This is a genomic window from Pseudarthrobacter oxydans (genome assembly GCF_034258515.1).
GTDB lineage: Bacteria > Actinomycetota > Actinomycetes > Actinomycetales > Micrococcaceae > Arthrobacter.
The window spans coordinates 71,200-91,862 of the sequence record NZ_CP139438.1; the positions used below are offsets into that span (position 1 = coordinate 71,200).

Annotated in this window: 17 protein-coding genes and 1 pseudogene; 9 read left to right on the top strand and 9 right to left on the bottom strand. The window is 60.0% G+C overall.

Annotated elements, in window-relative coordinates; genetic code table 11:
• Window positions 1-67 precede the first annotated feature (67 nt).
• On the top strand, window positions 68-1,186 hold the full coding sequence (locus SMD14_RS00295) for a LacI family DNA-binding transcriptional regulator (RefSeq protein WP_251421514.1): 1,119 nt from the start codon (window positions 68-70) through the stop codon (window positions 1,184-1,186).
• Between the two features lie 162 nt (window positions 1,187-1,348).
• Here SMD14_RS00295 and SMD14_RS00300 read toward each other — a convergent pair whose 3' ends face one another.
• The 3 genes from SMD14_RS00300 to SMD14_RS00305 form a co-directional block, all read right to left on the bottom strand.
• Window positions 1,349-2,434 (bottom strand): ATP-binding protein, encoded by a 1,086-nt coding sequence (locus SMD14_RS00300; RefSeq protein WP_321214885.1) that lies wholly within the window; start codon window positions 2,432-2,434, stop codon window positions 1,349-1,351.
• A gap of 689 nt (window positions 2,435-3,123) precedes the next feature.
• On the bottom strand, window positions 3,124-3,279 hold the full coding sequence (locus tag SMD14_RS20240; protein WP_409339735.1) for a hypothetical protein: 156 nt from the start codon (window positions 3,277-3,279) through the stop codon (window positions 3,124-3,126).
• 53 nt (window positions 3,280-3,332) lie between these two features.
• Window positions 3,333-4,574: an MFS transporter gene (locus SMD14_RS00305; RefSeq protein ID WP_321214886.1), complete on the bottom strand. Its 1,242-nt coding sequence runs from the start codon at window positions 4,572-4,574 to the stop codon at window positions 3,333-3,335.
• Window positions 4,575-5,204: 630 nt separating this feature from the next.
• Between SMD14_RS00305 and SMD14_RS00310 the strand changes: the two genes are divergently transcribed.
• The 7 genes from SMD14_RS00310 to SMD14_RS00340 all read left to right on the top strand — a co-directional run bounded on the left by SMD14_RS00310 (window position 5,205) and on the right by SMD14_RS00340 (window position 13,467).
• On the top strand, window positions 5,205-5,870 hold the full coding sequence (locus SMD14_RS00310) for a TetR family transcriptional regulator (RefSeq protein WP_321214887.1): 666 nt from the start codon (window positions 5,205-5,207) through the stop codon (window positions 5,868-5,870).
• Window positions 5,871-6,384: 514 nt separating this feature from the next.
• Complete coding sequence (locus SMD14_RS00315; RefSeq protein ID WP_321214888.1) at window positions 6,385-7,521, top strand: extracellular solute-binding protein; 1,137 nt, start codon at window positions 6,385-6,387, stop codon at window positions 7,519-7,521.
• A gap of 208 nt (window positions 7,522-7,729) precedes the next feature.
• Window positions 7,730-9,463, top strand: coding sequence for an ABC transporter permease subunit (locus SMD14_RS00320; RefSeq protein WP_321214889.1), 1,734 nt, complete (start codon window positions 7,730-7,732; stop codon window positions 9,461-9,463).
• Between the two features lie 2 nt (window positions 9,464-9,465).
• Complete coding sequence (locus tag SMD14_RS00325; RefSeq protein ID WP_321214890.1) at window positions 9,466-10,644, top strand: ABC transporter ATP-binding protein; 1,179 nt, start codon at window positions 9,466-9,468, stop codon at window positions 10,642-10,644.
• A gap of 64 nt (window positions 10,645-10,708) precedes the next feature.
• Complete coding sequence (locus SMD14_RS00330) at window positions 10,709-12,202, top strand: aldehyde dehydrogenase (protein ID WP_321214891.1); 1,494 nt, start codon at window positions 10,709-10,711, stop codon at window positions 12,200-12,202.
• Window positions 12,203-12,262: 60 nt separating this feature from the next.
• A complete protein-coding gene (locus SMD14_RS00335) occupies window positions 12,263-12,637 on the top strand; it encodes a carboxymuconolactone decarboxylase family protein (protein ID WP_321214892.1) in 375 nt (124 codons plus the stop codon).
• Window positions 12,638-13,287: 650 nt separating this feature from the next.
• On the top strand, window positions 13,288-13,467 hold the full coding sequence (locus tag SMD14_RS00340; protein WP_321214893.1) for a hypothetical protein: 180 nt from the start codon (window positions 13,288-13,290) through the stop codon (window positions 13,465-13,467).
• Between the two features lie 675 nt (window positions 13,468-14,142).
• Here SMD14_RS00340 and SMD14_RS00345 read toward each other — a convergent pair.
• The 6 genes and pseudogenes from SMD14_RS00345 to SMD14_RS00365 all read right to left on the bottom strand — a co-directional run bounded on the left by SMD14_RS00345 (window position 14,143) and on the right by SMD14_RS00365 (window position 18,818).
• The gene (locus SMD14_RS00345) at window positions 14,143-14,616 is read right to left on the bottom strand and encodes a zinc-binding dehydrogenase (RefSeq protein ID WP_321214894.1); all 474 of its coding nucleotides are present in this window, start codon (window positions 14,614-14,616) and stop codon (window positions 14,143-14,145) included.
• A 210-nt stretch (window positions 14,617-14,826) separates the two neighbouring features.
• Window positions 14,827-15,057: pseudogene (locus SMD14_RS20245) on the bottom strand (alcohol dehydrogenase catalytic domain-containing protein); the annotation flags it as partial.
• Between the two features lie 223 nt (window positions 15,058-15,280).
• Window positions 15,281-16,189, bottom strand: coding sequence for an alpha/beta fold hydrolase (locus SMD14_RS00350; protein WP_321214895.1), 909 nt, complete (start codon window positions 16,187-16,189; stop codon window positions 15,281-15,283).
• 148 nt (window positions 16,190-16,337) lie between these two features.
• On the bottom strand, window positions 16,338-16,622 hold the full coding sequence (locus SMD14_RS00355; RefSeq protein ID WP_321214896.1) for a hypothetical protein: 285 nt from the start codon (window positions 16,620-16,622) through the stop codon (window positions 16,338-16,340).
• 195 nt (window positions 16,623-16,817) lie between these two features.
• Window positions 16,818-17,726, bottom strand: a complete 909-nt coding sequence (locus SMD14_RS00360; RefSeq protein ID WP_321214897.1) for an alpha/beta fold hydrolase — start codon at window positions 17,724-17,726, stop codon at window positions 16,818-16,820.
• 84 nt (window positions 17,727-17,810) lie between these two features.
• Window positions 17,811-18,818, bottom strand: a complete 1,008-nt coding sequence (locus SMD14_RS00365) for an NAD(P)-dependent oxidoreductase (protein WP_321214898.1) — start codon at window positions 18,816-18,818, stop codon at window positions 17,811-17,813.
• A gap of 533 nt (window positions 18,819-19,351) precedes the next feature.
• Here SMD14_RS00365 and SMD14_RS00370 point away from each other — a divergent pair.
• Window positions 19,352-20,602, top strand: a complete 1,251-nt coding sequence (locus SMD14_RS00370; RefSeq protein WP_321214899.1) for an MFS transporter — start codon at window positions 19,352-19,354, stop codon at window positions 20,600-20,602.
• Window positions 20,603-20,663 lie beyond the last annotated feature (61 nt).

Here is a 20,663-nt window from a genome sequence, read left to right on the forward strand (position 1 = left end):
CTAGTAGAATTAGTATGTGATCGCGGTTACGGTCATGTCAATACATAGTTCTAAATGAGAGGTGGTTATGGCGGCCCGGAACCCGAACGGTCGACGGCCCACTATCGTCGACATCGCTAAGCAGGTGGGGGTTTCCCCCGCGGCCGTATCCATGGTGCTCAGGGAGCTGCCAGGTATTGGGGATGAAACGAGGCAGAGGGTCTTGGCGGCTGCAGCAGAGTTGAACTACCGCCCGGACTCGCGGGCAAAGTTGCTTCGGAGCCGCAACTCCAAGGTCCTCGGAGTGCTGTACTCGCTAATGTCGCCTTTTCACGCTGACCTGGTGCAATGGCTATACGAGTCGGCGGGGAAACGAGGCTACACCGTGATGCTCGGCGCCCTGGGGGAAAACATCTCCAGCGCCCGCGCCGTGGAGGCCCTGCTCAACGCCCGTTGTGACGGAATCATACTTATTGACCCGGAGTCTATGGATGAGTCGGTGATTTCCGTGGCCTCCCAAGTGCCCACAGTCGCCATCGGTCACATGCACCCCCGTCCCGGAACAGATCTTGTCCAAGCTTCAGGGTCGGAAGGTATTGCTCAAGCACTTGGGCATCTTGTCAGTCTCGGGCATCGACGAATTGCCCATGTCTCCGGGGGATCTTCCCTAGCGGGAGCCGAAAGAAGCAAAGCGTACGTAAGCTCCATGGAGAGGCTTGGGTTGGCCTCTGAGATCGAGATTATCGAGGGGGATGGTTCGGATCTGGCCGGCGTCCTCGCCGCTCGATCCTTCCTGCAGGGCAACATGCCAACAGCCGTCGTGGCTTACAACGACTCCACCGCCGTGGGGTTACTGTTCGAGCTCCTCAGAGCCGGCGTGTCGGTTCCGGCCGATGTGTCCCTAGTCGGTTACGACGACAGCCATGTCGCCTCGCTACCTCACATCGGCCTGACATCCATCGCTCAAGGTTCGCCGAGACTGGCGAAAGCAGCAGTGGAGCGAATGGATGCCAGGCTGCAGGATTCCGCCTCCACTTCCGCTCCAGCTGACCCGTGGATCGACATACTCACACCACACCTGGCGGTTCGCTCCTCCACCGGTCCCGCGCCTGCGGCGAAGGACCACAGCTTGATAACCAGCCAAAGGCATGGCACACCTCATGGGGCCGGGATGGACACCAGCCCCACTAACCATGTCCCCTCCTGAGGGAAAGTCTAAGGACCTACCCCACTTCAGTAGTGGGAGCTGGCGAGAAGTTGGAGGGAAACCTAACGCGAACCGATGATTGACTGCCGCGGTGCCGACAAGGCACCGCTGCGTAGCCGTCTATCACATCAGCGCGCCGCCGATAACGGATATTCCGTCAACCTACTCGCGGAGGTATTGGCGGAGTCCCGGGATTGCGAAGTCCACTTTGCCGTAGCCGGCGGACTCGATCAGGCCCGCAGAGATGAGCCTGTTCCGGTATTTGGAAATGACGTTGGGCTTGGCTTTGAGGATGGCGCCGATCTGGCCGGCGGCAGAGGGTCCGTCTTGGGCGGCCATGGCGTCGAGGAACTCGCGGTCTCTGTCCGAGATGTCCGACAGTGCTGACTCGACGACTACTAAGGTGTTCCGTCGTTGGGCGGCAGCGATTCCACGCTGAACGTTGGTCTGGTCCAGTTTCCATCCTGCCTTGTCGGCTTCGAGCCAGAGGTAGTAGCCCACCAGTTGGATCAGGAAGGGATACCCCTCCGTGGCTTCGGCGGCCTTTTGGATGAGGTCGGGGGAGATGCTGATGCCTCCCTGGTTGAAGAGCTCGCTGTACGATGCGGTGACTTCGGCGATGGCTGCTTCGTGGAGATTGATCCTGTCGGCCCGCCGAAGGAAGGTGGCCACTCCTTCGTTAAGGAGGTCGGACACGGCTGATGGCAAGCCGGCGAAAATCAGGCCGATCGGCAGCCCGTCGCGGATGAAGTGCTGGACGTCGGCAGCCAGTTGGGCAATTTCTGTCCTGTCGACGGCATGGATCTCGTCGATGGTGATGATCAGTCCTGTGCCTTGGGCGTCCAGCAGGCGCAGCAGTTCGTTCCCGGTCCGGCGCCAGTCCACGGACCGTTCCGGAGGGAGCTGGGTTGTCAGTCCGAACCCGGCTGCGGAGAAGGCGGTGATCTTCCGGGACGGAGGCCCGTCCCCGAGTTCGTCAAGGAGGCGGAGCATGTCGTCGCCAACTCCGGCGAGGAAACCTGGGGTGGCTGTCCGGGAGATCACGGCCCACCCCTGATTTCGGGCGATACCTTCGGCTTCGCTCAACATGACCGTCTTGCCGATGCCTCTGGAGCCAGTGATGATGGTCAAGAGCCCAGGGGCTCCGGAACCCTGCTGCAGGCCATACTCGAACTCGTCGAGCAGCCCGGCCCGCCCGACCAGCTCGGGAGGCGTAGCTCCGGCCGTCGGCTTGAAGGGATTCTGCACCGCACCCTCCTCGGGTGAAACTGGGTGAAACTGGTGAAAGTGGTGAAACTCCTGCCACGATAACCAGCCTCTCGACCAGAAGCAAGACGGTCCAGGGGAGGCGGTAGTATCGGGGCCATTCAGGTCGTCCCACCGGCCGGGGAACCTGCCATCGGTTGCCCACTCCCAACCGCTCCATGCCTGAGGGGCGCACGGATTGGCGGCTGCTGGCCGCCAAGTCATGCATCAATCGCTCTGGCCCTACGTCCTCCGGTTTTCATCCCGGCACCGCCGCTCCGGGTGTGGCGTCAGAATAGTGCGAAATTCCGTTTTATTGACGGTGGCTCATGATGTTCTTAGATCCCACCCTGACAGTCGGAAGGGAAGGAAACGGGGTGGGGTAGTTCGAGAAGAGTCAAATAGTCCAAAGAATCTGGACTTGATGACGTCCCGTTTGGGGCAGGGGGTGGAGATGTCACATGTCGTGGCTGGACGGGCCCCTGAGAACAAGCAGGAACTCCGCCCACAGGCCTAACCCCTCCCTGCTCAGGCGGTTTTGACATCAGGTTGGGGTGTAGCCCAGCTTTGCAGCCCTAGCCCCTCTTCTTGTTATGCCCAGAGCATCGGTAGCGCAATGCGTTGCCTGTTGGGAGCAGCGCGGAGTCCAGGCAGATCTTCCGCCGAGCCCCGGCGCGGCGCTAGCGTTTTCATCAGATGCCTAAGAGCGCATGTGAATCGCTGACCAACACTTTGGTTCCTACGAACACGTCACTCCGATCGAGGCCGGATGCCTGGATCCCGTAGCCGATTTCGCGCTCGTTCTGGCAACTGGCTGTGGTGTCGATATGGCGGTAGCCGACCCGCAGAGCGGTCCGAACGGCGCTGGTGCGTCTTCTCGGGTGTCAGTGCCCGATTCACTTCATGGTCGACGTTGAGCTCGTAGGGCTTTCTTCGCGGTGAGGCCGAGCCCGATGCATGGGACTGCGGCGGCAATCGTGAGGGCAAGGCCGAGTGCGGGCAGGCCTTGCTCCGCGAGCGTTGATGCGATCGCGACGCCGCCGAGGGCGGAGCCGATGGCGATGCCGATGTTGAAGAATGAGTTGCTCAGTGCGATCGGGAGCACTCCGTCGGGCCCCGCGGCGCGCAGTGCTTCTGAGACAAGGATCGGGTTCGCGGCGAACCCGAACATGCCCATTAGGGTGAAGAACACTATCGCGACTGGAGCGTTGCCGCCCCAGAGCAGGAGCACCGTCATTGTGATGATGAGACCAACCACGGCGGTACCGATCACGGTGTAGGGGTGTCGATCACCGAAACGGCCTCCGATGGTGGTGCCGGTCAGGGCGCCGGCGCCGTAGGCGATCATCACCAGTGGAACGACCGCTTCTGCCAGTCCGGCGCGTTCGGTCAGCTGCGGAGCGATGTAGCTGTAGACGCCGAGAAAGGCCGCTTGTATGAGCGCGGTCGCCACGTAGACGGACCACAGGCGGGTATTGCGCAGCCGACGGAACTCGGCGCGAAGATTCGCCCCTCCGTCTGCGGCTACGCCTCCGGGAAGCACCTTCCACAGAAGGACTGTGCAGGCAGCCGCGAGTACGGCGAGTGCCCAGAAGGGGCCTTGCCAGCCAAGGAATTGGCCAGCTGCGGTACCGATTGGTACGCCGATGACTGTTGCGAGGGTGACACCTCCAACCATGATGCCCATCGCTTTCGCGCCGGCCTCGGCCCCTGCAGCGGCAGCTGCGACAACGGCGCCGATGGCCCAGAACGTCCCTGTGGCCACCGCCGCCACGAAGCGGGCAACCAGCACCACCGCGAACACGTCCGTCGATGCGGCGACGACATGAGAAACCGCGAACACCAGAAGTGCCATGATGAGCGTTGCTTTGCGGGGAAGGCGCAGAGTGGCGATCGACATGATGGGCGTTCCGATCACCATTCCCAGCGCGAAAACGGTGATGAGGAGCCCAGCCTGAGCGATCGTCACTTCGAGCGAGGAGGCGACCTGAGGCAGAAGACCGGCGACGATCATTTCCGTGGTGCCCATGACGAAGGTGACGACGCCGAGCATCCACACGATCAGAGGGAGCCGCTGCCGGCCTGCAATATCGGCGGTGTCTTCTCCCGCCGATACATTCAACGGAGTATGGGTAGTGGGCATGAGGGGCGTCCTTTCAGGAACTGAAGAGCTAAGTGGCGGGGCGACGCCGGGCGTTGGCGCCCAGGCAGGGGTTTGCTCACTCAGCGGCGGTCTTCTGGTGGTGGCTCGTGTCGTCGAAACGGTCGGCGTGCACTCCGGGCGATGCGAAGATCCACTCACTCATCGACGCATGAGATTCCTCATAGCGGGCTTGCGAGATGAGCTGAAGTGGAAACTGGTCAGTGACCCGCGACGTCAGGAGTGGTAAGCGCGCGGTCATCAGGGCGTCGCCTCATGATGTGGCCGTGCAATGTTGCAGCTGAGTAAGTGGACAAAATATTCGCTTGAAATAAGCATAGCGGAAAAGTGGATGCAGCGCATCCGCTTGTTTGCTGATTTTCAGGCCGAAGGCCCTTGGAGTAAGCAGGTTGGCGGGCAATATTTCGAGGCGCTGAGCATCGTCATGGATATCCCAGCGTCCCCAGGGCGGGCCGCGCCTGCCTGTCCCCAAGGGCCGGTATGCCCGCCTAGTGTGGTTGCGTCGGTGGCCATGTAACTCGACTGGATCGAGGAAGCACATTGCTTGCATACACTTCCAGCACATTCGCCGTTAATCGGATACAACGCATCCACTTGTATTAGGCTTGGAGGATGACAGATCAGACACTGCGCAAAGATGCCGCCCGTAATCGTCAGCTTCTGATCGCTGCGGGCCGGGACCTTTTTGCCAGACGGGGGCTGGCTGCCACCCTCAACGACGTGGCCCACCACGCCGGCGTGGGCGTGGGCACAGCCTACCGGCGCTTCGCTAACAAGGAGGAACTGATCGAGGCGATCTGGCACGAGCAGGTCGACGAGTTAGAAACTGTCCTGCGCGAGGCACTGGCTGCGTCGGATCCGTGGGAGGGCTTGGTGCTCTACCTTGAAAGGTCCCTCGCCGCGCAATCCAGGGACCGGGGCATGGCGCAGATGCTTGCGGGGCGCACGTGGCCCGACCACTATGACCAGCAACGCGATCGGCTTGCCCCTTTGGTTGACCAGGTCGCCGCCCGGGCGCGCGAGGCAGGGGTGCTTCGAGAGGACGTAACCGGCACCGACCTAATCTTCCTCCAGATCGCCCTCACTGACATCTCGGGCACTGTCCAGGACGGGACGGTGCCCGAGGGTCGCGGCGACGCCGACCAGTTATACCGCCGCTACCTGTGGATCGTGCTGGACGGACTGCGCGCGTCGGCATCCGGGCCTACTGAGCTTCCCGTGGCCGCCCTGAGCACATACGAGACGCACACACTTCTCCAGCCCCGTAATCAAGGCTGAAGTGGCCTCCTCATGTGGCAATGAGGTCATGCACCGATCCGGCGCCGTGATCGACAGCTCAAATACTGCCCTGGCGCGCGCCCGGGATTCCGTCGGGCGCGAAAAATTCCCCAGCGATGGGAGGGTTCTCCTGTTCGGGGAGGTAGAACTATGGCTCTGGAAAGACCTTAGGCGGCCTCAGCTTCTCGTTTGGAGGAAGAAACGATGGAGAGTGCGCCATGCGTCTGACGAGTAGTCGTGGGCGGAATGGTCTGGTCATCCGCCGCCCGGGGCAGCCATGGTCTTTCGCTTGCGGACTCCGATAACCCCGCCGAATACCCGCAGCGAACAACGTAATTACGACTGCTTATCAGGCGGACATCGCCGGGGTTCAGGCCACTGGCAGTGATTTGGGCGCAGCGAACATGAACCGTCTCCCAGAGGGCTGTAAAGCCCCTAAGGAGGCTCTGTTTACAACCTTTCGCGTTCAGGTTATGGTACGTACGTACGGAATGATGTTTATCACATCGTCGGAATGATGCTCTACCGGCCGATTTTCGACACCAAAACGAAGGATAGACCAAAGATGTTCTTTTCAAGTTTGCGTAGGACAGGGGCGGCCCCTCGCCTGGCCGCTGCCGCGGGAGTTATCGGTCTGATGACGCTTTCTCTAACGGGCTGCGGCGGTGCCGCTCCCGAAAACTCTGTGACTGCTGGTCCGCCGGCCATCGTCGATAACGCGGCATGGGACAAGATCGTCGAGTCCGCGAATAAGGAAGGCACCGTCAACCTCTACAGGTCACTTGGTGGCTCAGAAAATGTAATGGCTGAGTTCGAGAAGGCATATCCGAACATCAAGATAGAGCAGACATTTGCGGGCACAGGTGATCTGATCCAGCGGCTAGACCAGGAAATTGATGCCGACGTTACTGGGGCAGACCTGGTCTTGCATGCATCACCGGGCTGGTTCGATGAAAAGTTCGCAGCGAACAAGTTCGCGTCGCTCAGCGTGAGCCCTGACACCGCAAGCGCCGGGTGGGAAGAGCGGCTTGAAGGCAAGAGCTACGCCACCTTTTTTGGATTCCCCTACACCCTCAGCAGTAGGACCGGACTACCGACCTACACGGACTTGAAGTCTCTTCTGGACGCAAATCCGAACGCCCGAGTCGGGGTCAACGATCCTCACGCTTCCGTCGCTGCTGCGTTCTACTACGAAACTCAACGACAAGAATTCGGGGACAAGGTATTGGACCAACTGGCCGCCACCCAGCGCACAATGGAGTCAGGCAACACCAAATTGGCGCAGGCCCTCGCAGCCGGAACGTATGACTACGCCGTCCCTGGTCAGAACTCCACGACTGCCCCCCTTATCGCCAAGGGAGCACAGATTGTCGAGACGGTTCCCACCAAGGGAACGACGGGCGCGTACTACACCTTGGCCGTGATGCAGAAGTCAGCCCATCCGAACGCAGCTACGGTGCTTGCCAACTGGCTGATGAGCAGGGATGGAGCTACTTCTCTGGTTAAGCACATCTCACCCGCGACCGTCCCGCAAGAAATTGACGGGGCGATTCCATGGGGAACCGTGAAAACCTACGATCCCAAGGAGTGGACAACTGCCAAGTGGGACGAGTGGATCGCCAAGTATTGGACTCCACGATTCGGCGGCTGACGTGTGCACAGGCGCAGCGATTTTGTCGGCCAGGCCGGGAGCGCGCGCCTCGGACAACCCATCGAGACTGTGGGTGGGGCCCGTTCTATCCGCGCATCTTAACGATGCCACACCCACTTAGTCCGATCTCGATAAATGCCGGCCCCAAGACGGCATCATCTGACCAGGCCCATGGGGAGCCCGTCCCACAACGCAGGAGATATTATTCATGACCGTTCCCACGATGGAGTCGAAGCATCGGGACTCGACGACCACAAGGACCCCGAACCTCAAACGGGCCCCGGTATCGCGGCGTCGTTCCTCGATCATCTGGTACACGTTTGCCGCTACCCTTGCAGTTCTCATCGCGACGCCCGTGCTGCTCTTCTTTGCCCGACTGTTCGAAGATGGCGGATCTACGTTCGCACGTCTTTCAGCAATGCCCGGCATCGGCACGACTTTTCTGACGACGGTTCTCCTCGCCGCAGGATCGACGGCTATCGGGGCAATCATCGCCGTCGCCTTGGCTGCCGCCGCGCTTCGTGTACCGCCCGCGATGAAATCATTCGCGGCGATAATCCCTCAGATTCCGCTCGTAATCCCAGCCGTGGCTTACGTTTACGGATGGATCTTCATATTCGATCCTGACGTCGGCTATGCGAACACCATGTTGCGCCAGCTTCCCTTCTTTAGCCATCTCCAAGACGGCCCGATCAACATCTACACGATCCCTGCACTAATCCTCTTCACCGGAATTGAGACGTCGGGGATGATCTTCGCTTTTGTATACCCGCGGCTTCTGGAGATCAACGGTTCAGTGGAGGCTGCAGCCCGAGTCGCAGGTGCTTCGGCCTTCCGCAGCTTCATGACGATTTCCTTCCCACTTCTTCGACCCGGGCTGATTGCAGGAATCGTTGTTGCGTTCCTGATCGGAATGGGCCAATTCACCGCTCCCTTATTTTTGGGAACGAGGGAAGGCATCAAGGTGATCTCCACAGAGATCTTCCGACTACGCGAGCAGTTCCCCATTGACTACCCGCTGACAGCGGCACTGGGTCTGCCGCTTCTTATCTTCGGCGTTCTGGCGATCCTCGTTCAGCGACATATCGTTGGGGATCAGCGCCGCTACACCACACAAAGTAGTGGACGCGGGATAACAAGGAAGCCCTCCAGGGGCGCGGCTGCCGTGATAGTGGGCTACGCCGTGATTATCATCGGCTTGCCACTGATAGCCCTGACGCTTGTCGCGTTCTCGCCGTTCTGGAATGGTGACCTTGCTAACTTGACCTTCACACTCGACAACGTCAACGCAGCGCTCAAGGATCCCGATGTCGGGAAGTCCATTTATAGCAGTGTGGTGACATCCTTCCTCGCAGCCTTGATTGTCGTCCCACTCGGGTTCATCGCAGCACTGGCTCTCAGCGGGGTGGTAAAGGCGCCACCGGTTGTTGTGAAGTCCTTGGACTTCATTTTCATCTCGCCCCTTGCGGTCCCGCGCGCCCTGCTTGGAATGGTGGTTCTGTTTGTCTTCATCCGACCGCCGTTCTCCCTGTATGGCACGTTGGCACTGTTCGTCATTGCGTACGTCTTCATCGCTCTCCCGTTCGCCATGCGATCTCAATATTCAAGCTTGATCGGTGTGGACAAGGCTCTTTTTGAGGCCGCTCGGGTCGGCGGTGCAAGCCAGCTCCGCATGGTAGCGACGATCGCCCTGCCCGTTGCACGCCGCGGTATTGCAGCGAGCATCGCACTCGCGTTCGTCATGCTCACGCACGACTTCGCCGTCTCGGTGATGGTTCAGTCACCCGGCCAGCAGGTCATGGGGACGCTTCTTTACCAGTTCGGACAGGAAGGCGCCGCGCCCGCGATCGCCGTTATGTCACTAATCATGACTCTCGTAACAGCCGGGATCCTGGCATTGACAATCAGGATCGCGGGAAAATCAGCCTTGGAGGGAATCTAGGAATGAGTTCTTCATACGCCAAAGAGAGGGTAGCCATCGTGGCTGAGGTAAACCCCGTCAAATCTATTAGTGCTTCCCTGAGGGGAGTTGGAAAATCGTTCTATGCCAAGGGCCGAACCGAGGACGCGATCAAAGATCTTAGTCTCGAAGTCGCGAAGGGCGAGTACGTTGTTGTCGTTGGCCCAAGCGGATGCGGCAAGTCGACGATGATTCGTTGCATCGCAGGGCTCGAAAATCCAACGGTCGGGGAAATCAACATCAGTGGAAGTCCCGTCTACAGCGCCGAGAAATCGATCAACAAGAAAGTAGAGTCTCGGAATGTCGGGATGGTATTCCAGAGCTATGCACTCTGGCCCCACATGACGGTTGAGCGCAACATCGAGTATCCGCTCAAGATGCGCAAGATCCCGAAGGTCGAGCGACGCCAACGCGTCGCGAAGGTCTTGGAAGCGCTCGAATGTACGAAGCTTGCAAAGCGGCTTCCAGCCGAATTGAGTGGTGGCCAGCAGCAACGCGTTGCCCTTGCGCGTGCACTTGTGTACGAACCGGAAGTTCTGCTGCTGGACGAGCCGTTGAGTGCATTGGATGCGCTGCTGCGAGTCTCACTTCGAACCGAACTGCTCCGACTGCATCGTGCGCTTGGCTTCACAGCGATACACATTACGCACGACCAGGAAGAAGCCCTCGAAATGGGGGACCGGATCGTGCTGATGAAGGAGGGGCGCATCGAGCAGATTGGCCCGCCGGCGGAGGTATATGCGCGGCCGATCTCACCATACGCTGCCACGTTCCTGGGTGTCCGGAACAAGCTGGCGGTATACCAGGCTGACGGTGTGCTTTGGTATGGAGCTCACGCCATTTCGGGCAGTGAGACGCTGGCCAACGCCGCGGTAGCCGACGGACAGTTGCAGCTGTTCGTTCGCGCCCGGGATACGCATGTGCACAGGGACACGCCGGCGACTGCTGATATTCGCGCAGGTGAGATCGAGGTCCAAGGGACCATTGCACAGATCGTGCTCGGCGAGGGTGGTCGGCGTCAGTACGTCATCGACGTCGAGGATAGCCTCTGGTACGCGCAGCACGCCGCAGATGCAGACCTCGTGCCGGGGGACAAAGTTAGAGTACGTGCGCAAGCGGGGCAGTCTCTGCTCTACCAGGACGAGAAATTAGTCGATCACTGAGCGCAAAATGCGGCCCCGAGGTCAGGGGCCTGAGACGAGTTTGACACGGAAACTTGAGGACCAGATGACACTTGCACGTAATTATGATGCCCTTTTCATTGATGGACGGTGGATAAAGCCGTCGAGTTCGGAGACGATCAAGGTGATCTCGCCGGGAACAGAGGCGGTCATCGGTTCGGTGCCGGCAGCTTCCACCGAAGATGTTGATCGGGCGGTCGGGGCAGCCAGAACAGCATTCGAGAATGGGCCGTGGCCCACCATGGCGCCCATGGAGCGCGCCGAAATCCTTCGCCGCGTTCGGGATGCGATCGCTGAGCGTCGCGAAGACTTCGCCACGCTTATCACCGATGAGATGGGCAGCCCGATCACCCAATCCAGAGCCATCCAGGTGGGAACTCCACTCGCATTGCTCGATTCCTATCTTGAGCTCATCGAGACCTTTCCGTTCCGCGACATCCGAACCACTTCGTCCGGCAGCGCACTTGTGACCAGAGAGCCCGTCGGTGTGGTTGCAGCGGTTGTCCCCTGGAACGTGCCGTTGACCGTCGCCATACAGAAGGTCGCACCCGCACTGCTGACCGGCTGCACAGTGGTGCTCAAACCCGCTACGGAGACACCTCTGACCGCCTTTGCACTCGCTCAGCTCTTCCAGGAGGCGGGATTGCCACAGGGTGTATTGAATGTTGTGCCGGCGAGCCGCGAAGTCAGTGAGTACCTCGTCAGTCACCCCGGTGTGGACAAGCTGACCTTCACCGGGTCGACTGCGGTCGGGCGGCGGCTCGCATCAATTTGCGGTCAAAACCTGACTCGGGTCACGCTGGAACTCGGAGGGAAATCAGCGGCCGTAATCCTCGATGATGCTGACATGGACGCGACCGTGGAGTCGTTACGGCTTGCCTCTCTGCGTAACAGCGGTCAGATCTGCAGCCTGAAAACCCGGCTTCTGATCTCGAACCGCCGACACGACGAGTTCATTGACCGCCTGCGTGGCCTGGTTGAGTCGATGCCGGTGGGCGATCCACACGATCCATCCGTGCAGATCGGTCCCATGGCGACAGCGCGGCAGCGCGATGTCGTCCAGGGGTACATCCAGGCGGGAAAGAGCGAAGGTGCGACACTGGCCATTGGCGGTGGCCACCCAACGCAGGAGCATGGATGGTTCGCCGATCCCACGGTGTTCACAGACGTCAAACCCGACATGAAAATCGCTCTCGAGGAGATCTTCGGACCTGTTCTCTCGGTGCTGCGGTACGACGACGAGGATATGGCGATAAACCTCGCTAACCATTCGCCATATGGGCTGAACGGCGCCGTCTTCACAAGCGATCTTGACCACGGGCTGGCGGTCGCTGGCCGTATCCGAACAGGGACGGTCGAAATAAACGGCAGCTCGGCGGGCTTCCATGCACCGGTCGGCGGTTTTAAAGACAGCGGGATTGGGCGGGAAGCAGGCCAAGAGGGCCTTGAGGCCTATGTGGAGCCGAAGTCTTATGGTCTCCCGCACGATTTCGCTGCCGGGTTGGGACAGGCAAACAAGGCTCACGCGGACAGCTTCTAAGCACATCAGTTTCTTATTTCCAGTGCAAGGTTTCGGCGTTGCAGTCAGAAGGGCTTTTAAATGAGCATCGATCGATACGAAGAGGGTCTCAGGATCCGACGTGAAGTGAACGGAGACGACGTCGTAGATCAGATCCTGCGGGAGACTGACGAATTCTCCCGTCCTATTCAGGACCTGGTCACGGAATATTGCTGGGGCGAGATATGGGGCCGCCCCGGCCTTGACCGCCGCAGTCGAAGCATCCTCAATATCGGGATGTTGGCGGCCATGAACCGTCCCGACGCGCTTGCCGGTCATATCCGTTCCGGTCTGGTTAACGGACTCACTTCTGTCGAGATCCGCGAGTGCCTGCTACAAGTAGCTGTCTACGCCGGAATGCCTGCGGGGCTCGCTGCGTTCAAAGTCGCCCGCGACGTGCTCCCTGACTTCGACTGAGGCGCAGTTTCTTGGCTTACTAAGTCAGACTGGTTCCTGGCCGTCCATGTCGTCCATGCCGCTGTGTACGGCTATTTGCCAGCAGAGTCGACGCCAGGGTTCCGGCAACCTGTCCAATGTTTGGGAGGTAAAGGCTGAGACCAACTCCACTCCACAGAATGCGGCAGGGAGGGTACACGCCAGCAATGCGCTCAGAATTCGCCGGGGCGGAATTATGCGTAGGCGGCGTCGGTTTTGCTGTAGAGCCACAACAGGAGCAGACCCAGCCAGTTGCGCTATCGAAAATTCTGCAATGGCGCCCGTAGCAAAGTGGGCGCCATTGCAGTTCACACCTGCCACAGGACACTCGTGAAGTTCCACGATATTCTCTCTAATAGAGAGCGCCTCTAAACCCTCATCATCACCGTCGTCGGCCTTTGCCGCGGCCAAGGATGGCTGCTCCTGGGTCCAAGCGGAGCGCTTACGGCCTTGAGTGGATAGCCACAGTGGATGGGGTGACCCCCGCGGGCGAGATGTCGCCGGCGCTGGTGATGGCGTCTTCGCGCAGGCACGGTTCATCATGGCCGGGACGATTCCGTCACGTATGGCCGGGGACTCGCTGCAGGACGTGGGAGCTGCCCTGGTCCTTGGGCTTGTGCGCGGCGGCTGATGTGGAACAACGAAACCGGATTCATCCGGCGGAACAGCAACGCCGCCTGTGGCGCGGGTTCGCCGGGGTTCTCGCGACCAGGATCGTGCAGGTCAAACCACGTGACGTGGACAGCTATGACGTAGTGGAGAGGTCCAACCTGTTCCTGGACACCTACTTCCTGCCCTTACAGGACAACTGACATCGCCGGGAGGATTCCTGCTGGGCCAGCGGGCCCCAAGGCCAATGCCGAGCTGGCCGGGAGGACCAGGGCCCGGCCACGGATCTGCTCGATACAGACAAAGGCGCAATGCTGGGACTCCCGCCGGTTCCGGATTCGCTCCGCGACACACTCCCCAGCCGGACTGCCGGGTCCGGATCAGATTCAACGACTACTCCGTGCCCAGCATGCGTCAGGCACCCCCGGCAGCGGCGGTCTGTAGAACAGAAACCCTAACGGCAAAGTCATTGGAGACAGGGCACGGCCAGGGACAGGAACGAGGCGCATGCTGCGCTGATAGCGCTGGCAGTGCAGTCCTATTAAGGTGACAAGATGATTTTTTCGTTGTCGTCAATATGAACAAATACACGAGGCTCTACTCCGTCTGCTGCCAGCCAGAAACCTGAGTCGTCATGCATGACAATCTCGACGGTCCCGAGTCGAAGTGTAGAACCGTTTCTTCGCACTTCGACGTGGTCGCCAGGGGCCGGAAACCAGTTTTGATTGCTTCGGTTGACTTGTTCTCGCATATTAGAGGCGTCTGTGCCTCTTCCCTTCTGGATAGGAAGTGTGTGATCGATTCATCTTCTTGCCGACATTTGTTCTTACTCGCGGTCCGTGTGCTTGGCACGCAAACCGTTTGCGCTGCATTGGGTTTCACGGGCCTTCTGGCACAAAGACGCCCTTCCCCGATGTCTGCATGTCGAAAAGTTCGTATGCCTCTTTGGCTTTGCCGAGACTCCACCGTTCGCTGAAGAGAGCGTCTACGTCGACCCTGCGCTCGACGACAAAACGGGCGCAGTTTTCCATGTCGGGGATTGACATGGTCCACGAGGTCATCGCTGTAATTTGACGGTAGAGGTGGTCGCTGAGATCGAAGTTGATGGTGGGGCCGACTCCGACCCAGCAGACGGACCCCCAGAGGTCGAGCACGTCCAGGGCTGCGCGGGCTGCACTTGAGGCTCCGGATGTCTCGAGGCTCTTCGATACACCACGGCCGCCGCTCAAATCTCGGATGGCATCCCCAACCGAGTCGACTTTCGATGGGTCAAGGGTGGCGACCGCGCCGAATTGGACGGATCGTTCAAGTCTCGTTGGCGAGATGTCGAGTGCTATGACGTGTGCGCCCATAGCCGTGGCAAGTTGGGTGGCTGCGTGGCCGACGGGGCCTTGCCCGAAGATGGCAATGGTGTCGCTGCCTCGTAGCTGGAGTCGGTTCAGTGCCCCCCATGCCGTTCCCGTCGCACAACTGATGGACGCGGCAGCTAAGTATGAAAGGCCTTCTGGCATGGGCGTTATTGTGCTCAGGGGCACTCGGAGGAAGTCGGCATGGGAGCCACGGGCTGTTGCGCCCATTGCCTTTGCGCCTTGCCGGCACATCTGGGTCCATCCTGCTCGGCATTGATCACAGACCTGGCAGCTGAAATAGTGATGGACCATCACGGACCGTCCTTGCCATTCTTTCGGCACGCCCGATCCCACCGCCACAACGATCCCGGCTGGTTCGTGGCCTGCGATTGTTGGTTGGCCAATTCTTGGGCCTCGGTATGTGTGAAGATCCGAACCGCACATTCCTGAGGCTAGAACTTTGATGATGACCTCTTGTGCATCAGGGGTCGGGTCATCGAAAGTCGCTACTTCCAGTTGACGCTCGCCGTGGAAGATGATGCCTCGCAAATGGTTCCTCCTGGGTGAATGGTTCCGGTCTTGACAGATTCCCACCGAGCCAGGCTCCGCTGGGCAGTGGGCTCGTTGGGGAGAAGGGCGTTGACCGAAGCCAGTGCGGGCTCGGACCTTAGAGACGTCCTGTTTGCCCGAGCAGGAAGTCTTTGATTCCGGTCCAGCTCCGCTGCCGGTTTAGATGCAGGTTGAAGGAATGGCCGATGTCGGGGATCGCGTCCACAGTGGTGTCAGAAGCGGACGAGTAAATCGCTCGTTCTTCTTCGGCGTACCTGGCGGGCAGGTGGGGATCGTGTTCTCCCAGTTGAATGAAGATGGGGCAGGTGACGTCGGCGAAGCCCGCCTTTGGATCGTCCTGTAAAGCGATGCAATCGGACCAGAGCCCGCTCGGGATCGGAGTTCGCAGTACGGTGTTGTCGTAGGAGATGACGTCCGGATCGGCCTGGGGCGCGTGGTAAAACTTCAGGCGGCCAGGCTGGGGGACCAGCGCATATGGGTCGCCCAGGAGGGCCTCCCGTACCCCAGGCGCCCAAGCCGATCTAGGACGGTCTGGAAAGAAACCTGTAGCCGTGACTATCAGGGAATCGGCCGAAGGCCAACGAGCCTCCGCGTATACCGATATAGATGCACCCATTGAGTGCCCGACCAATGCGACGTGATCGAACTTGTGACCGGGAATCGTGTCGGGTTTCTTCAGCGATGCAACCAAGTCACTGATTGCAGAGCCAACTGCTTGCAGTGAGACGCTGTGCCCTTCCGGCCTGTCGCTCTCGCCGACACCTGGAAGGTCGATCGCGAGAACATCGAATCCTTGCCCTGTCATATACGCGGCGTATGAGTAGTCCTGGCCGTTGACCGTCTCCGCGTTCCAGTATCGATGGTCGTAAGAGTTGCCGTGTACGAGGACTTGAAGCACGCCGCGCTTGTCAGCCTGGGCAGGAAAGAAGTGTCCCGCAAACCGCAGGCTGCCTTGCCCTGCGATTTCTATCGGATAGTTAAGCTTCGTCAAAGCGCTCAGAGCCATTGGGGGAATTCCTTTCGATCCGCCAGCACACATTCTGAAGCCTGCGTGTGTGGGTGACGTTGGGTTCGGTCATGACACCTTCCCGCCGAGTCAGGCTACGCGGGGCAGCCTGACTCGGCGGGGAGAAGGCGTTTGACTGGGGCGGGTCTCACTGGATATTTTCTGGCCCGGACGGCTGGAAGCCCGGGCCAGTGGACGCAGACCGTCCGGCGGTTTGGCGACGGAAATCCAGTTGTTCCGTATAGCCAAAGGGGACTGCATTGCTGAGGCCGACGACGAAGTGCCCGTCTCCGTGCCGGGTCACCAGAATGCCGTGCGTCCCTTGCCGTCTGGCCCTCTCGATCATCCGGTCGACCGCTGCAGTGATGCAGCGGTCCATGGAGGCCCTGTCGCGGACCTTAATTTCGATGCGTTTCACATCCTGCATGCTCATGACTTGCTACCTCGCTGGGTCGGAAAAGTAGGACGGTGTAACCCCTGCGCCTTTTCACGCCGGGTTCAAGGTTCGGCCCCGTAAGTTTCCAGCAGATAGCAACATCTCGCTGTCACTACTGGGCAAGTCGCCCCCGGGCCCGCGATCCAACGACACCAATTGGGAGACGCGCTCTAGCCAGTGCGGGCTCGGACCTTAGAGACGTCCTGTTTGCCCGAGCAGGAAGTCTTTGATTCCGGTCCAGCTCCGCTGCCGGTTTAGATGCAGGTTGAAGGAATGGCCGATGTCGGGGATCGCGTCCACAGTGGTGTCAGAAGCGGACGAGTAAATCGCTCGTTCTTCTTCGGCGTACCTGGCGGGCAGGATCGGATCGTGTTCTCCCAGTTGAATGAAGATGGGGCAGGTGACGTCGGCGAAGCCCGCCTTTGGATCGTCCTGTAAAGCGATGCAATCGGACCAGAGCCCGCTCGGGATCGGAGTTCGCAGTACGGTGTTGTCGTAGGAGATGACGTCCGGATCGGCCTGGGGCGCGTGGTAAAACTTCAGGCGGCCAGGCTGGGGGACCAGCGCATATGGGTCGCCCAGGAGGGCCTCCCGTACCCCAGGCGCCCAAGCCGATCTAGGACGGTCTGGAAAGAAACCTGTAGCCGTGACTATCAGGGAATCGGCCGAAGGCCAACGAGCCTCCGCGTATACCGATATAGATGCACCCATTGAGTGCCCGACCAATGCGACGTGATCGAACTTGTGACCGGGAATCGTGTCGGGTTTCTTCAGCGATGCAACCAAGTCACTGATTGCAGAGCCAACTGCTTGCAGTGAGACGCTGTGCCCTTCCGGCCTGTCGCTCTCGCCGACACCTGGAAGGTCGATCGCGAGAACATCGAATCCTTGCCCTGTCATATACGCGGCGTATGAGTAGTCCTGGCCGTTGACCGTCTCCGCGTTCCAGTATCGATGGTCGTAAGAGTTGCCGTGTACGAGGACTTGAAGCACGCCGCGCTTGTCAGCCTGGGCAGGAAAGAAGTGTCCCGCAAACCGCAGGCTGCCTTGCCCTGCGATTTCTATCGGATAGTTAAGCTTCGTCAAAGCGCTCAGAGCCATTGGGGGAATTCCTTTCGATCCGCCAGCACACATTCTGAAGCCTGCGTGTGTGGGTGACGTTGGGTTCGGTCACGGCCGGGCCATCTAGCCGGCTTGTCCTGGTGGGTTGGCCTGTCGTGCGGCCAGTTCCTCTGGGTCGACTGCGATAGTGACTCCGGCCCTTTCCAGTTGGAGCTGCATGTAGATTCGGCAGTCCTTGTCGCCGAGTCCTCTTCCGAGTGCCTCGGTCATCTCGGCAAGGGTCAGATTTGCCAGCCGCATTGGGACGCCGAGATCTCGGCCGAGCTGGGTCGCGAGGTTGACGTCCTTGTAAGCGAGATTGAGGGCAAACGCGGGGGGGTCAAAATGGCCCGGAAGGAATTGCTGGGTCAGCATGTTCAGCGCTGAACCTTTGCCGATGACGCCCAGCCGGAGTGCGTCCCAGAGTTCAAGCGGATCGACGCCTGCCTTCACTGCGACAGAGAACGTTTCGGCCATAACGGTGAGAAACATTTGACCCGTTAGGTTATTGACGAGCTTGACGATGGTGCCTGACCCGATCGGGCCAACGTGTCGGGGCTTGTCACCCATTGCCTTTAGCAGTGGAAGGTAGCGTTCGAACGTCTCACGGTCGCCGCCGACCCAGAAGGCCATGTCGCCGGACGAGGCGCCGACTGGGCCGCCGCTTACGGGGGCGTCGAGCATCGTCGCTCCCTTCTCTGCGAAGGCTTGATGAATGCGCAGCGCCAATTCCCGGGAACTGGTGGACAGTTCGAACAACACTTTGCCCGGAGCAATGTTGTCTAGGATGCCATCCGGGCCCAGGACCACGGCTTCCACTTGGGGCGGGCCTGGAAGTGACGTAAACACCACATCCACCGACTTGGTCAGGTCCCTGAGGCTCGATGCCGCCTTTGCGCCCGCAGAAACCAAGGCGTCCATGGCTTCGCTCGAAAGGTCGAAGACTGTTACGTCATGACCGGCCTTGACCAGGTTGAGCGCCATGCCGCGCCCCATGTTCCCTAGCCCGATATATCCGACTTTCATTCTGTTGCTCCCGTCTTCCGACTTCGTTGTCGCACGGATCCTATGACGGTCGATGACGACGTCCATGCCCTAGTTGTTATCCCTGGGATATACCCGTGCCGTGCCGCCCGCTGAAGTCCTCGAGCAACTGTTCTTATTTAGGAATGTACATACATTATTATGCAAGGATACGGTCTATTTTTCAACGAGGCTGAGGCCGCATCATTTAAATCGAGTCGTAACCCCGGCCTACTCCACCCCGAAACGCCCCAGCCTTGACCTCTCCGAAGCATTCGGATTACGGTACAACCATTCGCATTACGCTTTCCGTCGAGGATTCGCGTCCCGGCTCCCCATCGCTCCGAGTGTTATTGGACTCGCCAGCGTTCAGCGGTGTCCAGGCAGTCGTCGCGGAATCGACCAACGCCTCAGAATAGCCGCCAAGAGTATTGCGCCCGCCCAAGTTTGGCAGCACAAAAGCCGTGTGACTGGGACCTGCCGAAGGAAGCAGGGTCTCAGGTGAAGCCGCCCCAATTTCGGCAGTCAGAATCACGAAGCCGCCTGCACAATGACCATAATCCGGGGGAATCACCCATGAGTGACATATATCCAGGCCGCACGTGAAAGCCCAGCCCGGCGTGCCCAGGAATAGCCTCCAACTCATACTCGATCCCGAATTTGGCTCGGCACTTGTCGGGAAAGTGATCCTCGTCACGGCATTCTGGGCCCAGACGATGTTGCTCGTCGTCCTGACTTTCCAGCAAACCGGGTCGGCGGCATCTGTCGGCGCGGTCACTGCGGCACAGTTGCTGCCACAGCTGGCCCTGGCACTGGTCAGCGGAGACATGGCCGACAAGCGGGGACCGCAAATCCCAGTCGTCAGCGGCGGCATCTGCACAGGCCTCGGATGTATCGGACTCGCCCTGTGGCTGGCTACGCCAGACACGGCGGGTGCCATTCCCGTCCAAGTGCCGCTCTTGATTGCATCCACCGTCTGTGGCATTGGCATTGCGCTTGCCTCCGCTGCCATCCAGGCGGTGCCTCCACGCCTGTCGTCCCCGAGCGAACGGAGCGCGGCCATGTCGCTAAATTTCCTCCCGACCGCCTTGGCCCGAACCCTTGGACCCATCGGCGCTACTCTCCTGGCATTCGCCCTCGGAACAATCCCGACCCTGGCGATCGTGGGTGCGTCCTGCCTTGCGGCGTCATGCATCTTCATGGCAATCCGACGGCTTGGAACTCCGGGGCACGAGATGATGCCCTTGAATGGCCTTCGAGACGTACTTGCGTACCTGCGGACAGACAAGCCTCTTTTGGGTGTACTTGCCGCCGTAGCGGCCTTGGGCGCTGGGTCCGAAGCGGCCGTAACGCTCGCTCCGTCGATGGGCAACATGCTTGGCATCGGTGCATCCGGAGCGGGGTGGGTTACCGCCGCCTTCGGCGTCGGTGGTCTCGTTGGCGTGGTGGGCTTCAGGGTCTCAACTCGATTTTTTCGGCCTGAGAACATTGGTTGCTGCTCGATGATCCTTCTCGGCGGATCGATGGCATCGGTCGGCTTGGCGCCGTCTTTGCCATTCGCAACCGCCCTGCTCGTCGTAGGCGGCGCAAGCATGGTGATGGGCGTGACGGGCTTCAGTATCGTGGCTCAGCAGCGTTCTCCCGCACCATTCCTGGGACGGGTCATGGCGCTGTGGGTGATGGCATTCACCGGGGTTCGTCCGCTTGCAGGGATCGTCCTCGGCTTCGCTTCAGACCATGCCTCCACTGCCACTGCCCTCGTCGGCACCGGCGTAATAACGGTGCTTGCGAGCGGCGTCGTTTACCTGTGGGTCCGTGGTTGCCGTGGCGATGATCAACCGGCCCTGATCTGAGGCTCTCAGCCATGCCCATGTGTCCCAGCGGGCCGCGGAACGTGCAGTTATACCTTGACGG